At 71.6% G+C, this 23,740-nt stretch carries 24 protein-coding genes and 1 pseudogene; 11 read left to right on the forward strand and 14 right to left on the reverse strand.

Annotation, left to right across the window (positions count from 1 at the left end; all coding sequences use genetic code 11):
• Positions 1-18: 18 nt before the first annotated feature.
• Both WMR31_RS11050 and WMR31_RS11055 read right to left on the reverse strand, forming a co-directional pair.
• Positions 19-813: a class I SAM-dependent DNA methyltransferase gene (locus tag WMR31_RS11050; RefSeq protein WP_340538878.1), complete on the reverse strand. Its 795-nt coding sequence runs from the start codon at positions 811-813 to the stop codon at positions 19-21.
• A 169-nt stretch (positions 814-982) separates the two neighbouring features.
• The gene (locus WMR31_RS11055) at positions 983-2,338 is read right to left on the reverse strand and encodes a TrpB-like pyridoxal phosphate-dependent enzyme (protein WP_340538880.1); all 1,356 of its coding nucleotides are present in this window, start codon (positions 2,336-2,338) and stop codon (positions 983-985) included.
• 115 nt (positions 2,339-2,453) lie between these two features.
• On the opposite strand from WMR31_RS11055, the gene WMR31_RS11060 reads away from it, so the two are divergent.
• The gene (locus WMR31_RS11060) at positions 2,454-3,152 is read left to right on the forward strand and encodes an alpha/beta fold hydrolase (protein ID WP_340538882.1); all 699 of its coding nucleotides are present in this window, start codon (positions 2,454-2,456) and stop codon (positions 3,150-3,152) included.
• On the opposite strand, the gene WMR31_RS11065 is transcribed toward WMR31_RS11060, so the two are convergent.
• The 6 genes from WMR31_RS11065 to WMR31_RS11090 all read right to left on the reverse strand — a co-directional run bounded on the left by WMR31_RS11065 (position 3,142) and on the right by WMR31_RS11090 (position 7,969).
• The gene (locus WMR31_RS11065) at positions 3,142-3,504 is read right to left on the reverse strand and encodes a fluoride efflux transporter FluC (RefSeq protein ID WP_340538883.1); all 363 of its coding nucleotides are present in this window, start codon (positions 3,502-3,504) and stop codon (positions 3,142-3,144) included. The two genes, WMR31_RS11060 and WMR31_RS11065, sit on opposite strands and share 11 nt — an antisense overlap.
• Positions 3,501-3,944, reverse strand: coding sequence for a fluoride efflux transporter FluC (locus tag WMR31_RS11070; protein WP_340538884.1), 444 nt, complete (start codon positions 3,942-3,944; stop codon positions 3,501-3,503). Before WMR31_RS11070 ends, WMR31_RS11065 begins: the two co-directional genes overlap by 4 nt.
• 188 nt (positions 3,945-4,132) lie before the next feature.
• Positions 4,133-6,475 carry a heavy metal translocating P-type ATPase gene (locus WMR31_RS11075; RefSeq protein ID WP_340538885.1) on the reverse strand — a complete coding sequence of 781 codons (2,343 nt, stop codon included), beginning with the start codon at positions 6,473-6,475 and terminating at the stop codon, positions 4,133-4,135.
• Between the two features lie 23 nt (positions 6,476-6,498).
• Positions 6,499-7,446: a DUF8832 domain-containing protein gene (locus tag WMR31_RS11080; RefSeq protein WP_340538886.1), complete on the reverse strand. Its 948-nt coding sequence runs from the start codon at positions 7,444-7,446 to the stop codon at positions 6,499-6,501.
• The gene (locus tag WMR31_RS11085; protein WP_340538887.1) at positions 7,443-7,649 is read right to left on the reverse strand and encodes a heavy-metal-associated domain-containing protein; all 207 of its coding nucleotides are present in this window, start codon (positions 7,647-7,649) and stop codon (positions 7,443-7,445) included. Before WMR31_RS11085 ends, WMR31_RS11080 begins: the two co-directional genes overlap by 4 nt.
• Positions 7,650-7,693: 44 nt before the next feature.
• Complete coding sequence (locus tag WMR31_RS11090; protein WP_340539066.1) at positions 7,694-7,969, reverse strand: metal-sensitive transcriptional regulator; 276 nt, start codon at positions 7,967-7,969, stop codon at positions 7,694-7,696.
• 377 nt (positions 7,970-8,346) lie between these two features.
• Between WMR31_RS11090 and WMR31_RS11095 the strand changes: the two genes are divergently transcribed.
• Positions 8,347-10,047, forward strand: a complete 1,701-nt coding sequence (locus tag WMR31_RS11095) for a hypothetical protein (protein ID WP_340538888.1) — start codon at positions 8,347-8,349, stop codon at positions 10,045-10,047.
• A 122-nt stretch (positions 10,048-10,169) separates the two neighbouring features.
• Here WMR31_RS11095 and WMR31_RS11100 read toward each other — a convergent pair whose 3' ends face one another.
• Complete coding sequence (locus WMR31_RS11100; protein WP_340538889.1) at positions 10,170-10,769, reverse strand: GNAT family N-acetyltransferase; 600 nt, start codon at positions 10,767-10,769, stop codon at positions 10,170-10,172.
• 82 nt (positions 10,770-10,851) lie between these two features.
• Between WMR31_RS11100 and WMR31_RS11105 the strand changes: the two genes are divergently transcribed.
• The 4 genes from WMR31_RS11105 to WMR31_RS11120 all read left to right on the forward strand — a co-directional run bounded on the left by WMR31_RS11105 (position 10,852) and on the right by WMR31_RS11120 (position 14,055).
• On the forward strand, positions 10,852-11,316 hold the full coding sequence (locus WMR31_RS11105; RefSeq protein WP_340538890.1) for a hypothetical protein: 465 nt from the start codon (positions 10,852-10,854) through the stop codon (positions 11,314-11,316).
• Entirely contained in the window at positions 11,313-11,597 is a 285-nt protein-coding gene (locus WMR31_RS11110) for a transcriptional regulator (protein ID WP_340538891.1), read from the forward strand. Before WMR31_RS11105 ends, WMR31_RS11110 begins: the two co-directional genes overlap by 4 nt.
• Entirely contained in the window at positions 11,594-12,643 is a 1,050-nt protein-coding gene (gene tsaD, locus WMR31_RS11115; protein WP_445321627.1) for a tRNA (adenosine(37)-N6)-threonylcarbamoyltransferase complex transferase subunit TsaD, read from the forward strand. The genes WMR31_RS11110 and tsaD overlap by 4 nt, the downstream gene beginning before the upstream one ends.
• 104 nt (positions 12,644-12,747) lie before the next feature.
• Positions 12,748-14,055 carry a cytochrome P450 gene (locus tag WMR31_RS11120; protein WP_340538892.1) on the forward strand — a complete coding sequence of 436 codons (1,308 nt, stop codon included), beginning with the start codon at positions 12,748-12,750 and terminating at the stop codon, positions 14,053-14,055.
• A 27-nt stretch (positions 14,056-14,082) separates the two neighbouring features.
• Here the strand turns inward: WMR31_RS11120 and WMR31_RS11125 are convergent, their stop codons facing one another.
• Positions 14,083-14,754, reverse strand: coding sequence for a TetR/AcrR family transcriptional regulator (locus tag WMR31_RS11125; protein WP_340538893.1), 672 nt, complete (start codon positions 14,752-14,754; stop codon positions 14,083-14,085).
• Between the two features lie 119 nt (positions 14,755-14,873).
• On the opposite strand from WMR31_RS11125, the gene WMR31_RS11130 reads away from it, so the two are divergent.
• Positions 14,874-15,539: a hypothetical protein gene (locus WMR31_RS11130; protein WP_340538894.1), complete on the forward strand. Its 666-nt coding sequence runs from the start codon at positions 14,874-14,876 to the stop codon at positions 15,537-15,539.
• Positions 15,540-15,553: 14 nt separating this feature from the next.
• Here the strand turns inward: WMR31_RS11130 and WMR31_RS11135 are convergent, their stop codons facing one another.
• Complete coding sequence (locus WMR31_RS11135; RefSeq protein WP_340538895.1) at positions 15,554-16,264, reverse strand: IclR family transcriptional regulator; 711 nt, start codon at positions 16,262-16,264, stop codon at positions 15,554-15,556.
• A 130-nt stretch (positions 16,265-16,394) separates the two neighbouring features.
• Between WMR31_RS11135 and WMR31_RS11140 the strand changes: the two are divergent.
• The 4 genes and pseudogenes from WMR31_RS11140 to WMR31_RS11155 form a co-directional block, all read left to right on the forward strand.
• Positions 16,395-16,769: pseudogene (locus WMR31_RS11140) on the forward strand (nuclear transport factor 2 family protein); the annotation flags it as partial.
• A gap of 85 nt (positions 16,770-16,854) precedes the next feature.
• A complete protein-coding gene (locus WMR31_RS11145; protein ID WP_340538896.1) occupies positions 16,855-17,697 on the forward strand; it encodes an SDR family NAD(P)-dependent oxidoreductase in 843 nt (280 codons plus the stop codon).
• A gap of 56 nt (positions 17,698-17,753) precedes the next feature.
• A complete protein-coding gene (locus WMR31_RS11150) occupies positions 17,754-19,598 on the forward strand; it encodes an SDR family NAD(P)-dependent oxidoreductase (RefSeq protein WP_340538897.1) in 1,845 nt (614 codons plus the stop codon).
• A gap of 324 nt (positions 19,599-19,922) precedes the next feature.
• Complete coding sequence (locus tag WMR31_RS11155; protein WP_340538898.1) at positions 19,923-20,693, forward strand: MFS transporter; 771 nt, start codon at positions 19,923-19,925, stop codon at positions 20,691-20,693.
• Positions 20,694-20,752: 59 nt separating this feature from the next.
• Here the strand turns inward: WMR31_RS11155 and WMR31_RS11160 are convergent, their stop codons facing one another.
• The 3 genes from WMR31_RS11160 to WMR31_RS11170 all read right to left on the reverse strand — a co-directional run bounded on the left by WMR31_RS11160 (position 20,753) and on the right by WMR31_RS11170 (position 23,664).
• The gene (locus tag WMR31_RS11160) at positions 20,753-21,451 is read right to left on the reverse strand and encodes an IclR family transcriptional regulator (RefSeq protein ID WP_340538899.1); all 699 of its coding nucleotides are present in this window, start codon (positions 21,449-21,451) and stop codon (positions 20,753-20,755) included.
• Positions 21,426-22,634 carry a fumarylacetoacetase gene (gene fahA, locus WMR31_RS11165; protein ID WP_340538900.1) on the reverse strand — a complete coding sequence of 403 codons (1,209 nt, stop codon included), beginning with the start codon at positions 22,632-22,634 and terminating at the stop codon, positions 21,426-21,428. The genes WMR31_RS11160 and fahA overlap by 26 nt, the downstream gene beginning before the upstream one ends.
• A 181-nt stretch (positions 22,635-22,815) precedes the next feature.
• Positions 22,816-23,664 carry a hypothetical protein gene (locus WMR31_RS11170; RefSeq protein WP_340538901.1) on the reverse strand — a complete coding sequence of 283 codons (849 nt, stop codon included), beginning with the start codon at positions 23,662-23,664 and terminating at the stop codon, positions 22,816-22,818.
• Positions 23,665-23,740 lie beyond the last annotated feature (76 nt).

Below are 23,740 nucleotides of genomic sequence, written 5' to 3' on the forward strand. Positions count from 1 at the left end.
CGCTCGGCGTCCGGACCTTCAGCGCGCGCCGGACGGCTTGCGCCAGACCGACACCTGGCTCTCGCTGTCGTTGGTGAACGGCGCCCGGTGCCAGTCGGCCCAGCGGCCCTCCAGGTCGAGCCCCGCGAGCCGCGCCATCAGGTCGAGTTCGCCCGGCCAGGCATAGCGGAAGTTGCTCGAGCCGTAGCGCACCGTTCCGTCCGGCTGCCGGGTGTAGTGATGCGAGGTGCCCTGCTGGGTGGTCATGTCGTAGGTGTCGAACCCGACGTGCTGCTCGCCGACGTGGAAGGGCACCGCATCCTGGCCCGGCGGGAAGCGCCGGATGCCGGGGATCCACAGCTCGACGACGAACCGGCCCCCCGGCGCGAGGTGGCGGGCGGCGTTCGCGAAGCAGGCGACCTGGGCGTCCTGGGTGCGGAGGTTGCCCAGGCTGTTCCAGACGACGAACACCAGCGAGAACGCACCGATCGCCGGGCCGTCGTCGGGCGCTTCGGCCGTCGCCATGTCGCCGATGCGCACCGGCAGGCCGAGGCGCTTGCGGTGGAGCACCTCGACCATCGGTGCCGAGAGCTCGATCCCGGCCACCTCGATCCCGCGTTCGGCCAGCGGGATCGCCACCCGCCCGGTGCCGATCGCCAACTCCAACACCGGTCCGTCCCCCGCCAGCTCGGCCAGCCGCTCGACGGCCGGGTCGAGCACGTCGGGCTCGAACATGAACGCCGACGCCTCGTCGTACCGCTCGGCCGACTCGGCGTCCCAGTAGTCGCTGTGGTCGGGGATCTCGGTGCTGGCCTGCGGCGTCTGGTCCGTCACGCCGCCCGACGCTACGGACCCCCACCTCCCACCCGCATCCGGTTTATCCACAGGTGGCGACTCGCAATGGACGCTGACCCGTCAGCCATAGCAGACGGGTCAGCGTGAAATCCGCGCTGACCCGTCAGCTATAGCGGACGGGTCAGCGTAGATGGGGGAGTCGGAGGCGTCAGTCGATGACGGGGACGTTCGCGAGGGCGTCGGAGAGGGCGTCGTCGGAGAGCGGGTCGTCGTCGAGGGCGCCGTCGAGGAAGTTGGCGTAGGCGCCGAGCTCGAGGAGGCCGTGGCCGGAGAGGCCGATGACGATGACCGGCTCGGTGCCGGCGTCCTTGGCCGCCAGGGCCTCGCGCCGGGCCTGGGCCAGCGCGTGCGAGGACTCCGGGGCCGGGACGATGCCCTGGGTGCGGGCGAACTCGACGCCGGCCTCGAAGCACTCGTTCTGGTGCAGCGCGGTGGCCTCGATGTGGCCCTGGTCGACGGCGTGCGAGACCAGCGGCGCCATGCCGTGGTAGCGCAGCCCGCCCGCGTGGATCGGCGAGGGCACGAAGTCGTGGCCGAGGGTGTACATCTTCATCAACGGCGTGAGCCCGGCGGTGTCGCCGAAGTCGTAGCGGTACTCGCCGCGCGTCAGCGTCGGGCACGAGCTCGGCTCGACGGCGAGGATCCGCGGGCTCTGGTTGCCGGCAAGCTTCTCGCGCAGGAACGGGAACACCAGGCCGGCGAAGTTCGAGCCGCCACCGGCGCAGCCGACGACTAGGTCGGCGCCGGACTCGCCCGCCTTGGCCAGCTGGCGCAGGGCCTCCTCGCCGATGATGCTCTGGTGCAGCAGCACGTGGTTGAGCACCGAGCCGAGCGAGTACTTGGCCTCCGGGTCCTGCGCGGCCACCTCCACCGCCTCCGAGATGGCGATGCCGAGCGAGCCGGGGTGACCCTCCTCGAACGCCTTGCCGGACTCGGTGAGCCGGCTCGGCGAGCGGTGCACCTTGCCGCCGAACACCTCGATGAGCGTGCGCCGTTGCGGCTTGGTGTCGTAGGACGCCCCGACCTGCCAGACCTCGCACTCCACGCCGAACAGCGCCGCGGCGTAGGACAGCGCCGTGCCCCACTGGCCAGCGCCGGTCTCGGTGGTGAGCCGGGTGATGCCGTTGAGCCGGTTGTAGTACACCTGCGGCACCGCGGTGTTGAGCTTGTGCGATCCGGCCGGTGACACGCCCTCGTACTTGAAGTAGATCCGCGCCGGCGTCCCGAGCTTCTCCTCCCAGCGGCGGGCGCGATACAGCGGCGAGGGCCGGTACTGCCGGTAGACGTCGAGCACCTCCTCGGGGATCTCGACGTACCGCTCGCCGCTGACCTCCTGCGCGATGAGCTCGGGTGGGAACAGCGGCGCCAGGTCGTCGGGCCCGACCGGCTCGCGGGTGCCGGGGTGCAGCGGCGGAGGCGGCGGAGTCGGCAGATCGGCGACGATGTTGTACCAGTGTGTGGGCTGCTCGTCCGGCTCGAGGGTGTACGTCACCTGGTCGCTCATCGGCGTCCTCTCGGTCTGCGGTGCGGTCGGGAAGGGTGACCGGATCGTAGGCCACCGATGAGACCGTCGGGAGAGGCTTCCATAGGCTTGTGGTGTGGTAGTTGAATCGAGGACCGTGCGCGTCGACGACGTCGACCTCCACGTCGGTGCGGCGGGGCCGATCCAAGGGCCCGACCTGCTCCTGCTCACCGGCGGACCCGGCTGCGTGCAGTACCTCGAACGTGCCGACCTCGGCCCGCCCGGCTTTCGCTGCTGGTATCCCGAGCCGCGCGGCGTGGGTCGCTCCGGCGGCGGGCCGCACACCATCGAGCGTGCCATCGCCGACCTCGAGGCGATCCGGGTCGCGGTCGGCGTCGACGCCTGGACCGTGCTGGGTCACTCCTGGGGCTCCGACCTCGCCGTCCGCTACGCCGTCGAGCATCCTGGCCCGGTCACCGCCGTGGTGGGCATCGCCGGGCGTGGGCCCCAGCGCGACCGGCTCTGGTCGGAGGCCTACGAGTCAGGGCGCCCCACCGAGCCGGTGGTCGAGATCGAGTGGGACGAGGGCGTGCACGCCGCGCTGGCGCACTCCTTCACCGAGTGGACCCAGCACCCGGACCTGTGGCGCCGGCTCGCCGACTGCGACGTGCCGATCCACCTGATCGCCGCGGGCGACGACATCCGGCCGGCCTGGCCGGCCGAGCAGCTCGCCCGGCTGGTCCGCCACGGGCGGTTCTCGGTGGTGCCGGACGTGCCGCACGACTTATGGGCGACCCATCCGGAGGTCTGGGCGCAGACGGTGCGCGACGCCGTCGCGGACGCCGTCAGGCGGTGACCGCGAACCCCAGTGCGGCAGCACCCACGGCGCCGAGGAAGGTGCCGAGGAGGCAGGCCACGGCGGCTCCGCGCCGGTCGCGCAGGCCGAGCCGTAGCACGTCGACCATCGCGGTGCTGAACGTCGTGTAGCCGCCGCAGACGCCCAGTCCGAGGATCAGGCGCGGGTCCTCGGCGAGGGCGCCACGGGCCGCGAGCCCGGTGAGCGCGCCGAGGGCGAAGGAGCCGGTGACGTTGACCAGGACGATGCCCCAGGACGCGGGACCGAGGACGGCCGCGACGGCCCGGTCGGCCAGGTAGCGCAGCGCCGAGCCGAGTCCGCCGGCGACGGCGATCAGGAGCGCGAGGATCACGCGGCCCCCTCCTCGGACTCCGGGACGACTCGGCCGCCGCGCAGCCGGGCGGCCAGAAGGTAGCCGCCGACCGCGGCGAGCAGGCCCACGACCAGGGTCGCGGCGCAATAGCCCGCCGCCATCTCGAGATCACCGGCCGCGAGGAGCCGCTCGGTCTCGACGGCGAGCGTGCTGTAGGTGGTGGAGCCCCCGAGGACGCCGGTACCGAGCAGAAGGCGGACCCGACGCCGTCCGCTCGACTCCGGGGCCGGCGTCGTGAGCCACTCCAGCAGCAGGGCCAGCAGGAACGCGCCGCTGACGTTCACCGCGAGGGTGGGCCACGGCCAGCCGTCGGCCGTCGGCAACGCCAGCGAGACCCCGTAACGGCCAAGCGTGCCCATCGTCCCGCCGAGCAGCACCAGCCCGGCTCCGCCGAGGTCGAGGGCGGTCTGCTTGCTCACGCCGCGACGTTAGCGTCCGCCGGATCTCGAGCACGGTTCCGGCCAGCTGCCCCTTCGCCGGAGGTTGAGCAAGTGAGCGCCAGCGAGCGCTGACGAAACCCCGGCGACCGGCGGTGCCGGCGTTGGCAGGCGGGGTTGGGAGGTTTCGTCGGCGCCGGTTGGGCTCGTTCCTCGCCCTTCCGGCTTGCTCAACCTCCGGTGGTCGAGGCGGTTGGCTTGAACCCGCGCAGGCGCAGGCTGTTCGACACCACGAACACCGACGAGAACGCCATCGCCGCGCCCGCCAGCATCGGGTTGAGCAGGCCGGCGGCCGCGAGCGGCAGCGCGGCGACGTTGTAGGCGAAGGCCCAGAAAAGGTTGCCCTTGATCGTCGCGAGCGTGCGGCGCGAGAGCCGGATCGCGTCGACCGCCACGAGCAGGTCTCCGCGCACCAGGGTCAGGTCGCTGGCCTCGATGGCGACGTCGGTACCGGTGCCCATCGCGAGGCCGAGATCGGCCTGGGCCAGGGCGGCGGCGTCGTTGACGCCGTCGCCGACCATCGCGACGACCTTGCCGTCGTCCTGGAGCCGGGTGACGACCTCGACCTTGTCGGTCGGCAGCACGTCGGCGATCACGTCGGCCTCGGCGATCCCGACCTCGGCGGCCACCGTGCGCGCGGCACGCAGGTTGTCGCCGGTGAGCAGGACCGGGCGGAGACCGAGGTCCCGCAGCCGGGCGATCGCCTCGGCGGAGGTCGGCTTGATCGAGTCGGCCATGACGACCACGCCGCGCGCCGCGCCGTCCCAGCCGACCGCGACCGCGGTGCCGCCGGCTGCCTGCGCCTCGGCCATGGCCTGCTCCAGCTCGGGCGGCAGGGTCTGGGACCACTCGGCGAGCAGCTGCGGGCGGCCGACGAGGACGGCGTGGCTCGCGTCCGCCTCGTCGTCGGTCCCGACCACGACGCCCTGGACGCCGAGGCCCGCGAGGTTGGCGAAGTCCTCGACCCGCGGCAGCGGCCCCACCCGCTCGCGCGCCGCGTCGGCGATCGCGCGGGCGATGGGGTGCTCGGAGGAGTCCTCGAGGGCGCCGGCGAATCGGAGCACCTGGTCGGCGTCCTCGCCGGGTGCGGCGACGACGTCGCGCAGGCTCATCTCGCCGGTCGTGACGGTGCCGGTCTTGTCGAGCACGACGGTGTCGACGCGACGGGTGGACTCCAGGACCTCCGGTCCCTTGATGAGGATGCCGAGCTGGGCGCCTCGCCCCGTGCCGACCATGAGCGCGGTGGGCGTGGCGAGCCCGAGCGCGCACGGGCAGGCGATGATGAGCACCGCGACCGCTGCGGTGAAGGCCATCGACAGGCCGTTGCCGGTGCCGATCCAGAAGCCGAGCGTGCCGGCCGCGAGCAGGATCACGATCGGGACGAAGATCCCCGAGATCCGGTCGGCGAGGCGCTGGACCTGCGCCTTGCCGTTCTGGGCGTCCTCGACCAGACGCGCCATCTGGGCCAGCTGGGTGTCGGAACCGACCCGGGTGGCGCGGACGACGAGCCGTCCGCCGGCGTTTACGGTCGCGCCCACGACGTCGTCGCCGGGCCCGACCTCGACCGGCACCGACTCGCCGGTGAGCATCGCGGCGTCGATGGCGGAGGTGCCGCGCTCGATCGTGCCGTCGGTGGCGATCTTCTCCCCGGGCCGCACCACGAACAGGTCGCCGACCTTGAGATCCCCCACCGGGATGCGGGTCTCGACGCCGCTCTCGGGGTCGTCGGGGGAGCCGCCGGTCAGGACCGCGACGTCCTTCGCGCCGAGCTCCAGCAGAGCCCGCAGTGCGGCGCCGGCCCGGCGCTTGGATCGCTGCTCGAAGTACCGCCCGGCGAGGATGAACGTCGTCACCCCGGCCGCGGCCTCGAGGTAGATGTTGCCCGCGCCGTCGGTGCGTTCGACGGTGAACTCGAACGGGTGGGTCATGCCCGGCGTGCCCGCGGTCCCCCAGAACAGCGCGTAGACCGACCAGCCGAGCGCGGCGAGGGTCCCCAGCGAGATCAGCGTGTCCATCGTGGAGGTGCCGTGCCGCAGGTTGGTCCAGGCTGCCTTGTGGAACGGCCAGGCACCCCACACCACCACCGGTGCGGCCAGGGTCAGCGAGAGCCACTGCCAGTTGGTGAACTGCAGCGCCGGGATCATCGCCATCGCGATCACCGGCACCGAGAGCAGGGCCGAGATGATCAGGCGCTGCCGCAGCGCCCGGGTGGGGTCGGCGGCGTCGCCGGCTGCTGCGCCCTCCTCGCCGGCCTCGGTCGTGGGTTCGGGCTGGGGGAGGGTCGCGGCGTATCCGGCCTGCTCGACGGCGTCGACGAGTGTCTCGGGGTCGATCCCGTCGGCGTAGTGCACCTTGGCCTTCTCGGTGGCGTAGTTGACGGTCGCGGTGACGCCGTCGAGCTTGTTCAGCTTGCGCTCGATCCGGTTGGCGCACGAGGCGCAGGTCATCCCGGTGATGGCGAGCTCGACGTCGCTGCCGGCCTCGCCGGTCGTGGTCGTGGTCGGGGTGCTCATCTGCCTGTCCTCCTCTCGTGGGGTCAGTGGCTATGGCCGGCGCTGCCGTGCGATCCGCCGGACTCGGCCGCTGGGGCGTCGACGGCGAACGATGCGGTGCGCACGACGTTGCCGTGCTGGAAGTCGAAGTAGAGGTAGTAGCGCCCGCTGCTCGGCACGGCGGTGTGGAACACCACGTCGGGGCCGGGCTCGGTGGCGTCGTCGTCGGGGTCGCCGTCGGGGTGCACGTGCAGGTAGGCGAGGTCGCTGTCGCGCAGGGCCACCAGGTGTCCGTAGGCGCCCAGGTAAGGCTCGAGGTCGGTGACCGGCCGGCCGTCCTTGGTGACCGAGACCGTGAGCTCGGCGCCGGCGCCCGCTACGAGGTCACCGTCGATGCTGACCTGGTAGGGGCCGACGTCGGCGACGCGGCGCTCGGGTCCGGGGGAGGCCGGCTCGAACTCACCGGCCACGTTGAGGTCCGTGCCGAGGGTCAGGGGATCGCCGCCCTCGGGCACGAAGTCGGCGAAGAGCCGCCAGGTGCCCGGCGTCAGGTCGAGCTCGACGCTCCACTCTCCGGTGGCGGCGTCCAGGGTGGGATGCACGTGCTGGAAGCCGGTCTGGTCCCTGCGGACGGCGATCAGGTGCAGGTCGCGGTCGTGCGCGGTCTCGTAGTCGGTCACGGCGGCGCCGTCGGGACCGGTGATCGTGAAGCTCACCGGCCGGTCCACGCCCGCGGTGGCGCGCTCCTGGCCGAGCGCCAGGGTGTAGCCGTCCTGGGAGACCATCAGGCCGCCGGGCAGTTCGGCCGCGGCGTCCTGGCCCTCAGCGTGGCCGCCGTGGGTGGCGCCCATCTGGTCGGAGCCGTGCTGGCCCTGGTCGTGTGCGCTGTCGGTGTCGTCGACCGGGCCGACGACCCGGCCCACGAGGATCGCGATCCCGAAGATCGCGGCGACGGCAGCCGCGAAGCCGGCCAGCTTCGCCGAGGTGCTCATGCCAGCTGGTAGCCGGCCTCCTCGACGGCGGCGCGGACGGCCGACTCGTCGAGAGGCTCGGCGCTGGTGATGGTCACCACGCCCGTCGGCAGGTCGACCTCGACACTCTCGACGCCGGGGATCTCCTGGACCTCCTCGGTGACCGAGGAGACGCAGTGGCCGCAGGTCATGCCGGTGACGGTGTGGGTGCTGGTCTGGCTCATGGGGTGTTCTCCTCTGTGTGGGTCGGTCTCAGGACCGCGGTGGTTCAGGACCGGACGAGGCGCGCGATGGCCGAGGACGCCTCTTTGAGCTTGAGCTCTGCTTCCTCCCCGCCCGCGGCGACGGCGTTCACCACGCAGTGCGCGAGGTGCTCGTCGAGCAGGCCGAGGGCCACCGCCTCGAGCGCCTTGGTCATGGCCGAGACCTGGGTGAGGATGTCGATGCAGTACTTGTCCTCCTCGACCATCCGCTGCAGGCCGCGCGCCTGTCCCTCGATGCGGCGCAGCCGCTTGAGGTAGTCGTCCTTGGTCTTGTGGACCAGGTAGCTCGGCGGAGCGGCCGGCTCGGGTTCGTCGGTGTCGGAATGCGCCACGGTGCTGTCCTTCGGATCGGGGGTCACACTTCCAAGGTACCCCCTAGTGGTATCTGATGCTGAGGCTACCATACCCCTATGGGGTATCTAGTCAAGCCCCGGCCGAGAAGACCGGTCTCGGGTGCCACCACCGGCTGGCAAAGATTTGCCGATTCTTGCCCCAGGGTGGGCTAGTCCGGTCTAGGCTCCACTCGCTCGACCCCCCACGAGCGCGCTCCCGGCCCAGGGCTCGATGCGGATCCTCGATGCCGATCGGCGTCGAGATCACACCGATTCGACCTGGGCCGGGGTCAAGGCGCCACACCTCTCGAACCGAAGAACCAGACATGAATCTCGAGTCATCGGACCGCGCTCCGCGCCGCGGTCGCGTCGCCGAGCGACTGCGGTCGGCGCGCTCGGCCCGGCGCCCGCACCCCGGTGTCTACGCGGTCGTCGTCGCGGTCGTTGTCGCTGTGCTCAGCGCGCTGCTGCCCACCTCCGGCGCCGCGAGCGCGGCCGAGCGATCCGGCCGCGCCGACGCCGCAGACCGGCCCTCCGCCACCCAGGCGCCGGCCGAGGGCGCCGAGGGCGTCGGGGGCGCCGAGGGCGCCGAGGGCGCCGAGGGCATCGAGGGCGCCAAGAAGCGCAAGCGCAAGTGGGGCACCACGGTCATCGACTCGCCCGTGACGGGTTCCACCTTCACCCCGACCAATCGCGCGCAGCTGCGAATCTCAGGTCGTAGCTGGGGCAAGGTCAAGGCCAAGCGGGTCCGCATCTCCATCCGCAACCTGGGCACCGGCCACTGGCGCCAGGACAACGGCACCTTCTCCGCGCGCCGCGACTTCCGCCATGCCCAGGGCACCGGTCGTTGGTCGTTCGAGGTCGTGCTTCCGCCGGGCCGCTACTCCATCCAGGCTCGCTCCGACCGCGGTCGGCGCAAGCTCGACCGGACTGTCGCCGTCCGCTTCAACGTGACCGGCCGCGACCCGCTCCGCTGGCCCTACCCGAGCAACTCGTTCTGGAACACCCCCCGCGGCACCTCGGCCACCCTCGTCCCCTTCGGGATGAAGGCGCCGGCCGAGAAGACGCTGCGCGTCGAGGACGACCTCCTGTTCATGGACCCGACCCTGCCGACCTCGCAGTGGACCTCGATCGCGCCGCACAGCGCCGGATGGAAGCTCAACGGCGACCGCTGCGACGCGAACTGGAACAACACGGTCCCGCTGGGCACCACAGACGCTTTCCCGCTGCGTCCGCTGTCAGACGGCGATCAGTTCGGCATCGTCCCGAACCACTCCGCGGCGATCGTGATGCCTGACTACACGCTGCGCGAGACCCAGCCGCTGACCGAGTGCAAGGACGGCTTCGCCAGCCAGTACGCCTCCGGGAAGTGGCAGGGCGACTCGTTGCTGACCGGCGGCATGGGACCCAATGCCGCCAACACCTCCGGCGGCGGTTCGCACGGCGGCAGCTTCATGACGGCGTTCGGTGGCACGATCCGGCTCGGGGAGTGGGTGCGCGGCGGGAACATCCCGCACGCCACCAAGATCGAGATCTTCTCCCGGATGTGGCTCACCCGCGACACCGCGCTCTTCAAGGGCTATCGCTGGCCGGCGCTGGCGGCGGACGCCGGCTGGGCCTACGGCTACGGCGCAGCGGCGCCCACGCCGCGCTCCCCGCACGCAGTGATGGGCGCGCTGCTGACCCTCCCCAACACGTTCAACGTCTCCGCACTCACGACCGAGCCGGCCCAGATCCTCGCCCGGTCGATCCAGGACTACGGCACCTACATCGTCGACGGCACCGGGCGAGACACCGTCCAGGTCGCGACCGAGTGGTCCTCGCGCGGCCGGGTCACCGACGAGTTCCGCAAGGAGTTCGGATTCTCGATCGACGGCGACAAGGCCGCCGCCACCGGCGCTCAGGCTGCCTTCCTGGCCGACATGGAGCGGATCTTCGTCAATCTGGCGATCGTCACCGACAACGGTCCCTCGAAGGTCGGCGGCGCGGGCGCGCGCCGCACCTACTCCGCGCCACCGCTGCGCTGAGCCGGATCTGCTACGTACGGGATCGGTCACGAACGGGATCGGCCACGTAGGGGATCCGCCACGTAGGGGATCCGCCACGTAGGGGATCGGCCACGTACGGGATCCGCCACGAACGCGATCCGCTACGTGCCGGACTCCTCGCGAAGCAGGTCGTAGAGCGCCGTGTCGCGCCATCCTCCGCCGAGCACCGGGCTCGAGGCGCGCTCGGCTCCGACCTGAACGAAGCCGATCCGCTCCACGAGGCGGCGCGACGCGAGACTGTCGAGCGGGGTCAGCACGTACAGGCGTCGCAATGCCAGGCCGTCGGGGTCGAACGCGTGCCGCACCACGAGCCGGAGCGCGGTCGTCATCACGCCGCGACCGCGCGCTGCCGGGTGCGCCCAGTAGCCGAGCTCGGCGGTCTGCTCGCCCCGTGGCTGGTCGTCGAAGTCGAAGAGCGCGACGTTCCCGAGCGCGAGGTCCGTCTCGGCGTCTGCCACGCACCACGGCAGTCGACTCCCCGCGGCCGTTCCCTCGCGCACCCGCGCCAGATACTCCGGGACGTCGTCGAGCGTGGTCGGCAGCGGCGAGTGCGGGATCCCGGCGCGGAACTCGTCGTCGAGGGCGGTCTCGACCAGGCGCGGCCCGTCGTCGTCGCGCCAGGCCCGCAGTCGGACGCCGTCGGACTCGAGCGCGGGCACCTCGACCGTCCACGAAGGAAGCGGTGCGGTCTCCGGCAGCATGTGGCAGTCCTACCACCCAGGACTGGGAGTCGCACCCGACTTTCCACTTGCCGAAGTGGAAAGCAAGAGTTGGGTTTCCACTATGGAAAGCAACGACCTCGGAGACCAGCTGTCCACCGTGGAGCGCGCTGAGGCCGCGCCCTACCTCGACACCCCGAAGACGCCGTGGTGGTACCTCGTCGGCGCCCCGGTCTGGGCGGGCGCGTACGTCGCGAACTTCGCCTGGTTCGAGACCCACCAGCTTCTCTTCTGCCTCGTCACGATCGGGCTGCTCGCCCTCGCGGGGCTGAGCGTGAAGGTCGTGGGCCGCCGCCACGGCGCGATGCCGCGCATCGGTCACGGCAACCCGCCGCCGGAGATCGCGCGGTCCTACCGGCACTACCTCATCGGCTTGGCCGTCGTGGTGATCGTGGCGATCACGCTGTGCCTGCTGATCCCGATCCCGATCGCCGCCCTCGTCACCGCGGTCCTGGCGCTCGTGGGGATCCTCGCCTACGAGCGGGTGCACGCGACCGCGGTCGCGCAGGTCAGGGCGCGACTCTCGTGATCGCGGGGCTCGATCCGGTCATCCACGCGCCGAAGCGCCTCGCTGCCACCGCCATCTTGGCGAACGCCCCCACGGTCACGTTCCGGTTCCTCAAGGAGCACCTGGACCTGAGCGACTCCGACCTCTCCAAGCAGATGTCGGCCCTCGAGGCGGCGGGATACGTGAAGACCGTCAAGGCCGGGCGCGGGAAAGGTGCCACCACCACATACTCGCTCACCAAGGCGGGCGAGGAGGCCTACCGCGCCCACCGCGCCGCGTTGCGCGCCATGCTGGGAGACTGACCCGAGTGACGATCGTGATGGGCATCGAGACGTCCTGCGACGAGACCGGCGTCGGCTTCGTCCGCGACGGCGTCCTGCTCGGTGACGCGCTCGCTTCGAGCATCGACGAGCACGTCCGCTTCGGCGGCGTCGTCCCCGAGATCGCCGCCCGGGCCCACGTCCAGGCGATGGTGCCCACGATGCGCGCGGCGCTGGCGGACGCCGAGCTCGACTGGTCCGACATCGGCGCGGTGGCGGTGACGGCCGGTCCGGGCCTCGCGACGGCGCTGCACGTCGGGGTCGCGGCCGCCAAGGCTTCGGCGCTCGCGCTCGGCGTCCCGCTCTACGGCGTGCACCACCTCGCCGGACACGCCGCGGCCGACACGCTGGTCCACGGGCCGCTGCCCGAGCGCAGCATCGTGCTGATCGTCAGCGGCGGGCACACCAGCCTGCTCGCGGTCGACGACCTGGTCCGCACGCCGATCGTCCACCTGTCCGACACCCTCGACGACGCCGCGGGTGAGGCCTTCGACAAGGTCGCCCGGCTGCTCGGGCTGCCCTATCCGGGCGGACCGTCGATCGACCGGGTGTCGCGCGACGGGGATCCGCGCGCCGTCCGGTTCACCCGCCCGCTGATGGGGCAGCGCGACCCCGCCCTCGGCTTCTCGTTCTCCGGGCTCAAGTCGGCCGTGGCGCGCTACGTCGCCGCGCCTCGTGACCCCGGCATCTCGGTGGCCGACATCGCCGCCTCCTTCCAGGAGTGCGTGGCCGACACCGTCGTCACCAAGGCCATCCGCGCCTGTCGCCAGGAGGGTGTCGACACGCTGGTGATCGTGGGCGGCGTCGCCGCCAACTCGCGGGTGCGGTCGCTGGCCGAGGAGCGGTGCGCTGAGGCCGGGATCGAGCTCCGGGTGCCGCCGATGCGCCTGTGCACCGACAACGGCGCGATGATCGCCGCGATCGGCGACCTGCTCGTGCGCGACGGCGCGCGACCCTCGGTGCCCGACCTCGGGGCCCGCTCCTCGGTGCCCCTCGAGCTGGCCCAGCTCGGATCCGACGCCGGCTGAGCGAGGCTGAGCCTGGGCTCGGGCCGCTCACGGGGCGGGTTTCAGGGACATTCCAGGGTCGCGCCGAGGCGGGATCTGGCGCGGTTCTCTGATCCAATATCCCCATGAAGGTTGTGGACGCGATCAAGCAGCGCGTGGGGAAGTTCCTCCTCGAACGCACGATGCGTGACGGGATCGACCTGCGCAAGATGCGCTTCCTTCCCGACAACGTGACGATGCCGCTCAAGCGCGACGGCCTCGACCCCCTTCCCGAGATGGCCAAGGTGCGCGCCGACGAGCCGGTCACCAAGCTCGCCACCTTGTTCGGCAAGAACATCTGGCTGGTCAGCGGCTACTCCGAGGCGCGCGAGGCCCTCGCCGACCGCGACGCCTACTCCAACGACATCGGTCAGTTCGTGTCGCAGGACGGGCGCAGCGACGAGGAGCAGATCGGCGGGCTCGGGATGACCGATCCGCCGCTCCACACCGCGCTGCGTCGCTACCTCACGCCCGAGTTCACGATGCGCCGTCTCGCTCGGCTCGAACCGGAGATCGAGCGCGTGGTCCACGAGCGTCTCGATGCCATGGAGGCAGCCGGACCCGACGTCGACCTCGTTAAGGAGTTCGCCTTCCCCGTCCCGTTCCAGGTCATCTGCGAGCTACTCGGGCTGCCGGTCGAGGATCGCGAGCGCTTCTTCGCCCTCGGCGTCGCCCGGTTCGACCTCACCCAGGGCGGAAGCGGGGCCTTCGGGGCCGCGGCCCACACGCGTGAGTTCCTTATCAAGGCCGTGGCCGCCCAACGCGACAACCCGGGCGACGGGCTGATCGGCGGCCTGATCAAGGAGCACGGCGACACCCTCGACGACCTCACCCTCGGCGGCATCGCCGACGGCGTCTTCCTCGGCGGGTACGAGACTTCCGCCTCGATGCTCGCGCTCGGCGCCTATCTGCTGGCCGAGAACCCCGAGGCCATGGAGCTCCTCCGCGGCGATCCGGCCGACCGCGAGCCGGTCGACCGGATCGTGGAGGAGCTGCTGCGCCACCTGACCGTCGTGCAGCTGGCGTTCCTGCGATTCGCCAAGCGCGACCTCGAGCTCGGCGGCAAGCAGATCAAGGAGGGCGACCCGGTCGCGATCTCGCTGCTGGGCGCCAACCGCGACCCGGAGATGGCCGGCGCCGACCCCGATACCTTCGACCCCCACCGCGAGCCGACGCGGCACCTCGCATTCGGCCACGGCATGCACCGTTGTGTCGGTGCGGAGCTTGCTCGCATGGAGCTCCGGATCGCGTTGCGAGCACTGGCCGAGCGGTTCCCCGACCTTCAGGTTACCGCCCGCCGCGATGACCTCGACTTCCGCAAGCTCTCTGCCGTCTACGGCGTCGAGGAGCTGCCGGTCGACCTGTACGGCGCCCGACGCGCCGCAGCCGTCTGATCCAGTCGTGGCCCGGTCCGGCTCGGGTCAGAGCCCGAGCGCGTCGGCCTCGCGCTCGATGACGGCGGCGTAGAGGTCGTCGGCGGGCTCGAAGCCGCCGACGAAGTGCCCGTTCAGCTCGAGGGTGAGCATGCCGACGATCTGGGCGAACGCCGTCACCTGAGCCAGCACCGTTGCGGCGTCCGCATCGGAGTCGAAGGCGGCCGCCGTGACGCCGAGCTGGCGCCGTAGCTCTCGACCGATCGGATGCGACTGCGCCGGCGCCTGGGCATCCGGCGCCGCCGCGAAGAAGCAGGCCGGCACGCGCGCGGCCGATTCGATGGTCTCCTCCGGAGCGAAGTAGCCGGGGATGGCCGAGCCGTAGATGAGCGCGAAGCGATGCGGCTGGTCGATGGCCCACTCGCGCATCGCCAGGCAAGCGTCGATCCAGTGACGTCGCGGGCCCCGGCGAGTCTCGAGCGCGGCCAGCAGGTGCTCGGCCAGGTCGTCGTAGGCGTCGATCACGAGGTCGGTGATGAGCTCGTCGCGTCCCGGGTAGTAGCGGTAGATCGCGCTGGACACGATGTTCAGCTCGCGGGCGATCGCCCGTAGGGACAGCTCGGCGGCGCCGCCCGAGGCGAGCTGGGCGAGGGCGAGGTCCTTGATGCGGGCCAGGTTCTCGGCGCGGGCCTGCTGGCGCGGAGTGAGTCCGTTCGACATGGATCCAGTCTGGCACATGTGTGAGCGGGTCAGACAAATGTGAGCACTGCTCTTGAAATGCCACGCGATCGAGTGCATGGTTGGGCAGTGAGAGAGCAGAGCTCACAATAGGAGACAGGATGAACCGCAGATTCACCGCCGCCGGACTCGCGATCGCCGGCCTGGCCTTCGCCGCCTACCCCGCCTTGCGTCCCTACGGACCCGAGTCGGGCGCGGAAGGTGCCGCCGACTTCGGCTCCGCGGCGTGGCTGATCGCTCACGTCCTCGGCATGGTCGGCTTTGTGACTCTGGCATTCGTCCTCCGGTCGGCGTCCAGCGAGGAGGGGCTCGCGCTGTGGCGATGGAACGGTCAACCGATCCGCAAGGCGGAGACTCGGATGTGGGTGGCGGTCGTGCTCCTGCTGCCCTACTACGGAGCGGAGGCATATGGCCTCAATGCCCTTGGCGGGTACGCCGTCCGGACCGGCGATACCGGCGTGCTCGACATCGCCGAGCGGTTCCGGTACGCGCCGTTCGAGATGGCGACGTTCGGCCTGGGCCTGCTTCTGCTCGCGTTCGTCGGCGCGCGGCTGATCCTCGGGCTGTGGCCTGCTGGCGGCCTGGAGCGCCTCGCCGGCCTCCTGGCCGGGAGCGCTCTGCTCACCTACCTGCCGCAGTTCTTCGCCCCCGCCGGCCTACGCATCGCGCATGGGGCGGTCCTGGGTGCCGGCCTGGTCCTGCTCGGGGTCGCGACCGCTCGCGGCGCCCGGGGCACTGCGAACCCGGACGTGATCGCCGCGTCCTGAGCTGAGGCGAGAGCTCAGCCGGCGACCCGGGCCAACTGGGTCGCGGTGGCGACGACGGCCGCCCCCGTGCTCGCGACGTCCCCGAGGTCGAAGACCGAGACGCCGACGCTCAGGGGGGCGCCGTCGCGGTGCACCCGCACCGGAGCCGAGATGCCGTGCACCGAGGGAATCACCTCGGAGAAGCTGACCGCGTAGCCGCGTTCGCGCGCCGTGGTGACCTCCTCGCGCTCCCCCGGGCGTGCCGGTTGCGCGGAGAGGATGGCCAGCCCCGCCGATCCGCGGTCGATCAGGTCCAGCTGCCCGGGTCGGAAGGCGACGTGCACCGAGGCGCGGCGCGGCTCGACCACCATGAGCGCGCGGACCCGCTCGGCATCCTCCTGGGCCACCAGGTGTGCCGTCGCACCGACCGTGTCGGCGAGCTCCTCGAGCATGGGCAGCGCGGCGGTGCGCAGGTCGCGTTCGATCGGTTCGGCCAGGGGCACCAGTCCGGCGCCGGGGTGGTAGCGCTTGGCGCGGTCGCGGCGCACGAGCCGGTGGGCCTCGAGCGTGCGCAGGAATCGGTGGGCGACGGTGCGGTGGACGCCGACCGCCGCGGCGACCTCGGTGATCGTCATTCCCTCACTGTGCGAGGAGAGCACCTCCAGGACGCGCAGGCCCGAGTGCAGCGTCTTCGACATCCCCGAGTCGACGACCACGTCCTCCACCTCCCCCATGAGCCACATCATGGCGGTCTCCTCCTGCTCGACGTGTGCTGGGTCGCGCGAAGGGCTTGACCGACCGTGTGTGACCTGCTTAGCCTTCCGTGCAGTTATAGCACGTTGCGTGCGAATATCGCACGTTACCTCGGAAGGCACCATGCACGACAGCGACACGACGAAGGTTCTCGGGCTGTACGCGCGCCAGTCGCGGCTCATCGACACCGGCGACGCGGCCGGGTGGGCCGCGACCTTCACCGCGGACGGCGTCTTCGACTCCCCCTCCTACCCGCAGCCCGTCCAAGGGACCGCCGATCTCGCCGCCTTCGCGCGCGGGTTCCACGACTCCTGCGTCGCCGATCGGACCCACCGGCGGCACGTCGTCACGAACGTCGACATCGAGACGACCGGCCCCGCCGGCCTGCTCGTGCACGCCTACCTCCAGATCGTGGCGACCCCCGAGGGACAGGACAGCCGCCTGGTGCGGCTGACCACTCTCGCCGACCGGCTCGTCCTCGACGACGGCTCGTGGCGGATCGCGCATCGCCAGGTCCAGCGCGACGACGTCGCTCCCACTCCCATCCCCGTCCCCGAGAAGACCCCGACCAAGGAGCCCACCGATGACCCTGCTCGACGCGCCAGACACCCCGGCCAGCGACCACCCCGGTCGGGTCCAGGGCGACCTGATGCAGGTCGACCACCCCGACCTGCGCGGCAAGGTCGCCGTCATCACCGGCGCCGGCCGCGGCATGGGCGCCCGGTTCGCCGCCGCCCTCGCGCGCCGCGGTGTCCAGGTCGTCGGCGCGGACCTCGACGAGCAGCTGATGGCCGGCACCGCTGCGGCGATCGACCTCGAGCACGCCGACGTCGCCGACGCCGGCGAGGTGCTCGCCACCGGCGTCGACGTCCGAGACCGCGACGCCCAGCAGTGCATCGCCGAGCTGGCGCGCGAGCGCTTCGGGAAGGTCGATCTCTGGATCAACAACGCCGGGGTCTTCCCGGAGACGCCGGCCCTCGACATCCCCGTGAGCCAGATCCAGTCGACCCTCGCCATCAACGTCGAGGGCGTGCTGTACGGGGCCCAGGCCGCCGCCTCGGTGATGGAGCCGGGCGGGTCGATCGTCAACATGGCCTCGGTCGCCGCCGCCCGGGTGCGTCGCGGTCGCGCCGCCTACTGCTCCTCCAAGGCCGCTGTCGCGCACCTCACCGAGTGCCTGGCGGTCGAGTACGGCGACATCGGCCTGCGCGTCAACGCGATCGCCCCCGGCTTCGTCGACACCGAGATGACCAGGTGGGTGCATGACGACCCGCCGGCCCTGGCGAAGGCGCTCGACAGCATCCCGCTGCACCGGCTCGGCTCGCCCGAGGAGATCGTCGGCCCGATGCTGTTCCTGCTCTCCGACAGCGCGCGCTACGTGACCGGCCACGTCCTCGCCGTCGACGGCGGCTCCCGGCATGTCTGAGGCTGCCGGCCGAGTCGTGCTGATCACCGGTGCCGCCGGTGGCATGGGCGCGGGTCATGCCACCGGCGCTGGCCGCCGACGGCTGGCAGGTGGTCCTCGCCGACGTCGCCGACTGTGCACCGGTGGTGGAGAAGATCCGCGCCGACGGCGGATCGGCCTCGGGGCATGCCCTCGACGTCACCGACGCCGACCAGTGGACGGCCCTGGTCGAGGAGCTGCGCGCCACCCACGGCGCGCTCCACGGTCTGGTGAACAACGCCGGCATCTCGCGGCGCCTTCGCTTCATGGACACCTCGCACGAGGTCTGGCGGCAGGTGCTCGCCATCAACCTCGACGGCCCGTTCTTCGGGATCCAGGCGTGCGCGCCGCTCATGCGCGACTCCGGCGGGGGCTCGATCGTCAACATCTCCTCGATCGCCGGTCAGATCGGCTACTTCTCGCCGTCGTACTCGACGTCGAAGTGGGCGCTGCGCGGGCTGACCAAGTCCGCCGCCGGCGAGCTCGCCGGGTGGGGCATCCGGGTCAACTCGGTGCATCCCGGCCTGGTCGAGACCCCTCTCCTCGCCGGTGCGGACGGCTTCGTCGAGTCCGAGGGCGAGCTGGGCGGATCGACCCAGCTCTCGGCCGGCATGTTCACCGCCGCGGGCACTAGCGTGCAGAAGGCGCTCGGCATCGATGACACCGTCGAGCGCTTCTTCCAGCACTACATGGACCTCAACCAGTGGCTCCTCAAGCCCGGCCTCATCCGCCGGTTCTGCGAGCTGACCGCCCCCACTCTGGAGTGGCTGCTCGAGCTCGGTGTCGAGGTGCCCGCCCAGGTCTCGACCAACGCCCACATGCCGGGCCTTACCCGAGCCGGCGTCGAGGACGTGTGGCGGGCCCACGTACCCAAGGACCAGGGCTACGGGCTCGTGCAGGTGCTCGACCGCGCCCGGAAGTCCCACGACGTCGACGCCGTGCTGCACGCCCGGGTCGAGGGCCTGCTGAGCGAGGACGGCCGCGTCACCGGCGTCGTCGCCGACGGCGTCGAGCTGCGGGCCGGCGCGGTAGTGGTCGCCTCGGGAGGCCTCGCCCAGGACCCGGCGCTCGTCGAGCGCTGGTTCCCCGATGCCCTGCGCGCGGGCGAGTCGATGTTCGTCGTGGCCGCTCCCGGCTCCCGGGGCGACCACCTCTCCTTCGGCGAGCAGGTCGGCGCCTCGGTCGCCGGCGACGGATGGGGCCTGCTGCTGCCCACCGCGGAGTTCGTGCGTTACCACCACTGGCAGGCGGGCTTCCCGCCCACCTCACGCGTGCACGTCAACGGCGAGGGTCGCCGGTTCATGGACGAGGACGCCTCCTACGCCGTGTCCGGTGGGCTGATCGACGCCCAGGGCGGCGTCGCCTGGATGGTGTTCGACGAGGCGGCGCGCACCGCGCTGCCCGACGGCTACGCCGACTGGACGCCCGAACGGGTCACCGAGCTCGTCGGCTCCGGCCACGTCGTCACCGCCGACGACCTGACCGAACTCGCCGGACGGATCGGCGTCCCCGCCGACCGCCTCGCCGCCACCGTCGAGCGCTGGAACGACCAGCTGCCGCTCGGCACCGACGTCGACTTCCAGCGTGACCAGACGCTGGCGGCAAAGGGGGTCACCGCTGCGCCGGTCCCCATCGCCACCGCACCCTTCTACGCGACCCGGGTGCTCCCGGCCGAGCTGGTGTGCACCCACGCCGGACTCGAGATCGACGGCAGCGCCGCCGTCCTCGACCAGCACGACCGGCCGATCCCGGGGCTCTACGCCGCCGGCGAGGCCGGGGGCGGCGTCCTCGGCAACCGCTATGTCGGCGGCGGCAACGCCGTCGCCAACGCCCTCACCATGGGCCGCCTCGCCGGACAGAACGCCGCGGCGTTCTCCCGCTAGTCGCCTTCCGCTCCCGCAGCATCCCTGCACCACGTCCCTTCCCGCACCCTGGAGTCCTCATGTCCACCAGCACCCCCGCGAGCCGCTCGGACGTCTCGGCCAATGGCGCCGTCGTCCTGAGGAAGGTTCAGCGCTACGTCCTGCTCGCGGCGTTCCTCCTCTACATGTTCAACTACATGGACCGCGCGGCGATCGGCTACGCCCACCTGCAGATGTCGACCGACCTCGGCATCAGCCTGGCGACCTACGGCACCGTCGCCGCCATCTTCTTCGTGGCCTACACGGTCCTCGAGGTGCCCAGCAACATCATCATGAAGAAGGTCGGTGCGCGGATCTGGCTGGCCCGGATCGGTGATCCTCGGCGTGTGGGTGCTGTTCTACCTGGCCGACCGGCCGAGCAAGGCGCGCCGGCTCACCACGGAGCAGTCGACCTGGCTCGAGGGCGAGATCAGCAAGGAGTACGACGCCGAGGACGACGGCCACATGGAGATCTCGCTCGACGCCGTCAAGGACCCCAAGATCCTCTACCTGGCCTTCATCAACCTGCTCTACGCCGTCGGCCTGTACGGCATGACCTTCTTCCTGCCGCAGATCGTCGCCCAGCTCAACCCCGGCTACTCCGCGACCAACATCGGCCTGGTCGGCTCGATCCCCTACATCTGCGGGGCGATCGCGATGCTCCTCGTCGCGCGCTACTCCGACCTGCTGGGCAACCGCAAGCCGATCGTGATGGGCACGCTCGCCGTCGCCGTGCTCGGCCTGGTCGTCACGATGGTCTTCAAGGAGACCCCGTCCCTCGGCATGATCGGACTGTGCCTGCTGGCCATCGGCGTCTTCTCCTACCTCGGCCCGTTCTGGGCGCTGGCCTCCGAGGCGCTCAGCCGGTCGCAGACCGCGGTCGGGCTCGCCACGATCAACGCCATCGCCGCCGCCGGCGGGTTCTTCGGGCCCTATGTCATCGGCAAGACGGCCGCGGCCGACGGCGTCATCTTCAGCATGGCCTTCCCGGCCGCCTGCATGGCGCTGGCGATCGTCCTGCTGATCTGGGTCAAGCCCGCCAAGGGCACGCTCGCGGCGGTCACCGAGACACTGTGATCCTTCTCGTCTGAAGGACTCCGCCCCTACCGATGCCGGTGGGGGCGGAGTCGACTCGTTCAGGAGAGCGCGGCGGTGATCTCGCGGGCCGCGCGCAGCACCGGCTCGAGCGCGGTGCTCAGAACCTCCTCGTGCGAGGCGACCACGTTGACGGCGGCGCGCACCGGCCATCCGGGCAGCGGCGCGGCGACGGCGTAGGCGCCCGGGTTGAGCTCGGCGCAGGTGGTGATGTGTCCGGTCTCGCGGACGGCGGCCACCCGCGCCGGCTCCCCGGCGCGCTCCGGACCCGAGGCGAGCGCCGCGAGGCCGCCGGCACCGCGGTCGAGCGGGTCGCGGTTGCCCAGCCGGTAGGAGAACCGCGGTCCATGGGTCGGCGGCTCGGCGACCAGGGTGGTCACCGCGGCATCACCGACCACCTCGACGAGGGACGCCGTCGCGTCGATCTCGACGGCGAGCCGGTGCAGTACCGGCTCGGCGACATCGCGCAGCCGGGGGAGGCCGCGTCCGGCGCGCTCGGCGAGGTCGAGGGCGGCGGGTCCCACGGTGAATCGCCCCTCGGCGTCGCGCACCGCGAAGCCGCTGCGGGTCAGCGAGACCAGCAGCCGATGCGTGATCGAGCGGTGCAGCCCGCACGCCGCCGCCACCTCGGCGGTGGTGAGTCCGCGCGGACCGGCGCCGAGCTCGACGAGCACGGCGAGCCCGCGCTCCAGGGTCTGTGAGCCGCCCTCGGTGTCAGAGGGTCGGGAGGATGCGGCCACGGACCTCACCCAACCCGATCCGGCCGCCGCGCGCACCCGGCGCGCTGTAGCGGAGCACCACCTCGTCGCCGTCCTGGAGGAAGGAGCGCTCCTCGCCGTCGAGCACGAACGGCTCCTTGCCGCCCCACGACAGCTCGAGGAACGAGCCGCGCTGGTCCTTCTCCGATCCGCTGATCGTGCCCGAGGCGTAGAAGTCGCCGACCCGCAGGGAGGCGCCGTTGACGGTGAGGTGGGCCAGCATCTGGGCCGGCGACCAGTACATCGTGCGATAGGGCGGCCGGGCCACGACGACGCCGTTGAGCTCGACCTCGACGTCGATGTCGTAGGTCGTGGCGTTGCTCTCCTCCAGGTACGGCAGGACGGGCACCTCCTGCTCGGGGAGGTCGATCCGGGCCGCGTCGAGCGCGGCCAGCGGGGTGACCCAGGCGGAGACGGAGGTGGCGAAGGACTTGGCGAGGTTGGGGCCGAGCGGCACGTACTCCCAGGCCTGGATGTCGCGCGCCGACCAGTCGTTGACGCCGGTGACGCCGAAGACCGTCTCGGCGAACTCCCCGGTGCCGACCCGCTGTCCGAGCGGCACCGAGCGGCCCACCATGAACCCGAGCTCGGCCTCGATGTCGAGGCGTTGGGATGGGCCGTAGGTCGGGCCGTCGTCGCTCGGCGCCTTGCGCTGACCGGCCGGCCGGTGGATGTCGGTGCCGGAGACGACGATGGAGCCGGCGCGGCCGTGGTAGCCGACCGGCAGGTGCTTCCAGTTGGGCAGCAGCGCGTCGCCGTCGGGGCGGAAGATCCGGCCGACGTTGGTGGCGTGGTGCTCCGAGGCGTAGTAGTCGACGTAGTCGGCGACCTCGAAGGGCAGGTGCGTGACGACGTCCGCGATCGGATGCAGGGTGACCCGCTCGCGGTTGCTCTCGTCGGAGAGCAGGTCGTTCACCCAGGAGCGCACCGCCGCCCAGGTCTCGGGGCCGGCGGCCATCAGGGGGTTCAGTGCGGCCACGTCGAGCAGCGGCGCCCACTCGGGGCGCAGCTCGCGCGCGGCGGCGCCGAGGTCGAGCACGTGGTCGCCGATCCGGACGCCGAGCCGCGGCTCGTCCTGCGTGGCGTCGCTGAACACCGCGTAGGGCAGGTTGTCGAGGTCGTAGAGGCTGCCGGCGGCGCCGTCGACCCAGGTGGTCTCGGTCATGAAGGTTCTCCTCGGGTGAGTTAGCCTGGATTCACCGATTGTCGGCTTGGCGAGCGTCACCAGATGGGTGCGATGGCAAGGCGCGGTCGCGAAGGCGTTCTGGTTGACCATCGAGCGGCCGCAACGCCGCCAGCGTGCCCATATGGTGGCGCGCAGCCGGCGAGAATCGGTGAATCCAGGGTTAGGCGGGATCGAGCAGGCCGAGCGAGGCCAGGTCGGCATAGGGCTCGGCGATGCTGCACGAGCCGAAGGACACGAAGCGCTCCCTGGCCGCGGCCAGCTCGCCGACGGCCCGGGCGGCGCGGACGGCGGTGGTCACGCTCTCGGGATCGCGGTCGGCGAGCGTGGCGATGACCTCCTCGCGGTCGGCTCCGCCAGCGGCCCGCACCGTGGCAAGCAGGACGTTGAGGAAGCCGTGGTGCTCGAAGCCGGTGTCCGCGGCGGTGTGGCGCAGGGCGTGGTGGAGCCCGGCGGTGCACTTGAACGGCACGTCGCGCTCGACGGCGTCGGCGATCCACTGCGCCACCTCGGCCTCGGTGGGGAACGCGGCGCTCTCGGTGCCGCCGGTGCGGAACTTCAGCCGTAGGCCGTGCGTCGCCGCCTGGTCCCGCGTCGTCGTCCACCCCGGCGAGCCGGGGCGCGGCGCCTCGACGTAGGTCTCCGCGCCGCTCGGGGTCAACTGCGCCGCGGTGGGCAGTGCCGTCTCCGGTTCGGCGTCGGGCAGGAGCCGCAGCTCGAGGCTGCGAAGGGAGGGGCCGGCGGCGTCGCAAAGGGCGGTAGCCAGGGCGATCTCGGGGACCAGGGTGATCACCACGCTGACGTCGAGTCCGGTGATGCCGTCGAGCTCGGCGAGCGCACCCAGACGGCCGACGTCGACGATGTAGGGGCCGACGAGCCCGCCCAGCGACCCGGGTCGGCGCTCGAGGTGAGCGGTCACCGAGTCGGGCAGCGGGGCCAGTCCGGGCGGGAAGATCGCGGCGTCGTCGACCAGGTGTCGGAAGGGCCGGGGAATCGGTTCGGGGATGGACACGCACTCACCCTAGCGACTATCGTCCGAAATGAGAACATCAAGTGTTCTATTATCGAACGCGTCACGGAGAGGGCGG

Origin of the sequence: Nocardioides epinepheli (assembly GCF_037936805.1) — a bacterium.
Taxonomy (GTDB): Bacteria; Actinomycetota; Actinomycetes; order Propionibacteriales; family Nocardioidaceae; genus Nocardioides.

Excerpts from the sequence above, each read along its gene's own strand:
- WMR31_RS11055 (WP_340538880.1), bottom strand. The coding sequence starts at position 2,338 with ATGAGCGACCAGGTGACGTACACCCTCGAGCCGGACGAGCAGCCCACA.
- WMR31_RS11075 (WP_340538885.1), bottom strand. The coding sequence starts at position 6,475 with ATGAGCACCCCGACCACGACCACGACCGGCGAGGCCGGCAGCGACGTC.
- WMR31_RS11080 (WP_340538886.1), bottom strand. The coding sequence starts at position 7,446 with ATGAGCACCTCGGCGAAGCTGGCCGGCTTCGCGGCTGCCGTCGCCGCG.
- WMR31_RS11085 (WP_340538887.1), bottom strand. The coding sequence starts at position 7,649 with ATGAGCCAGACCAGCACCCACACCGTCACCGGCATGACCTGCGGCCAC.
- WMR31_RS11095 (WP_340538888.1), top strand. The coding sequence starts at position 8,347 with ATGAATCTCGAGTCATCGGACCGCGCTCCGCGCCGCGGTCGCGTCGCC.
- WMR31_RS11100 (WP_340538889.1), bottom strand. The coding sequence starts at position 10,769 with ATGCTGCCGGAGACCGCACCGCTTCCTTCGTGGACGGTCGAGGTGCCC.
- WMR31_RS11105 (WP_340538890.1), top strand. The coding sequence starts at position 10,852 with ATGGAAAGCAACGACCTCGGAGACCAGCTGTCCACCGTGGAGCGCGCT.
- WMR31_RS11120 (WP_340538892.1), top strand. The coding sequence starts at position 12,748 with ATGAAGGTTGTGGACGCGATCAAGCAGCGCGTGGGGAAGTTCCTCCTC.
- WMR31_RS11125 (WP_340538893.1), bottom strand. The coding sequence starts at position 14,754 with ATGTCGAACGGACTCACTCCGCGCCAGCAGGCCCGCGCCGAGAACCTG.
- WMR31_RS11130 (WP_340538894.1), top strand. The coding sequence starts at position 14,874 with ATGAACCGCAGATTCACCGCCGCCGGACTCGCGATCGCCGGCCTGGCC.
- WMR31_RS11135 (WP_340538895.1), bottom strand. The coding sequence starts at position 16,264 with ATGATGTGGCTCATGGGGGAGGTGGAGGACGTGGTCGTCGACTCGGGG.
- WMR31_RS11145 (WP_340538896.1), top strand. The coding sequence starts at position 16,855 with ATGACCCTGCTCGACGCGCCAGACACCCCGGCCAGCGACCACCCCGGT.
- WMR31_RS11150 (WP_340538897.1), top strand. The coding sequence starts at position 17,754 with ATGCCACCGGCGCTGGCCGCCGACGGCTGGCAGGTGGTCCTCGCCGAC.
- fahA (WP_340538900.1), bottom strand. The coding sequence starts at position 22,634 with ATGACCGAGACCACCTGGGTCGACGGCGCCGCCGGCAGCCTCTACGAC.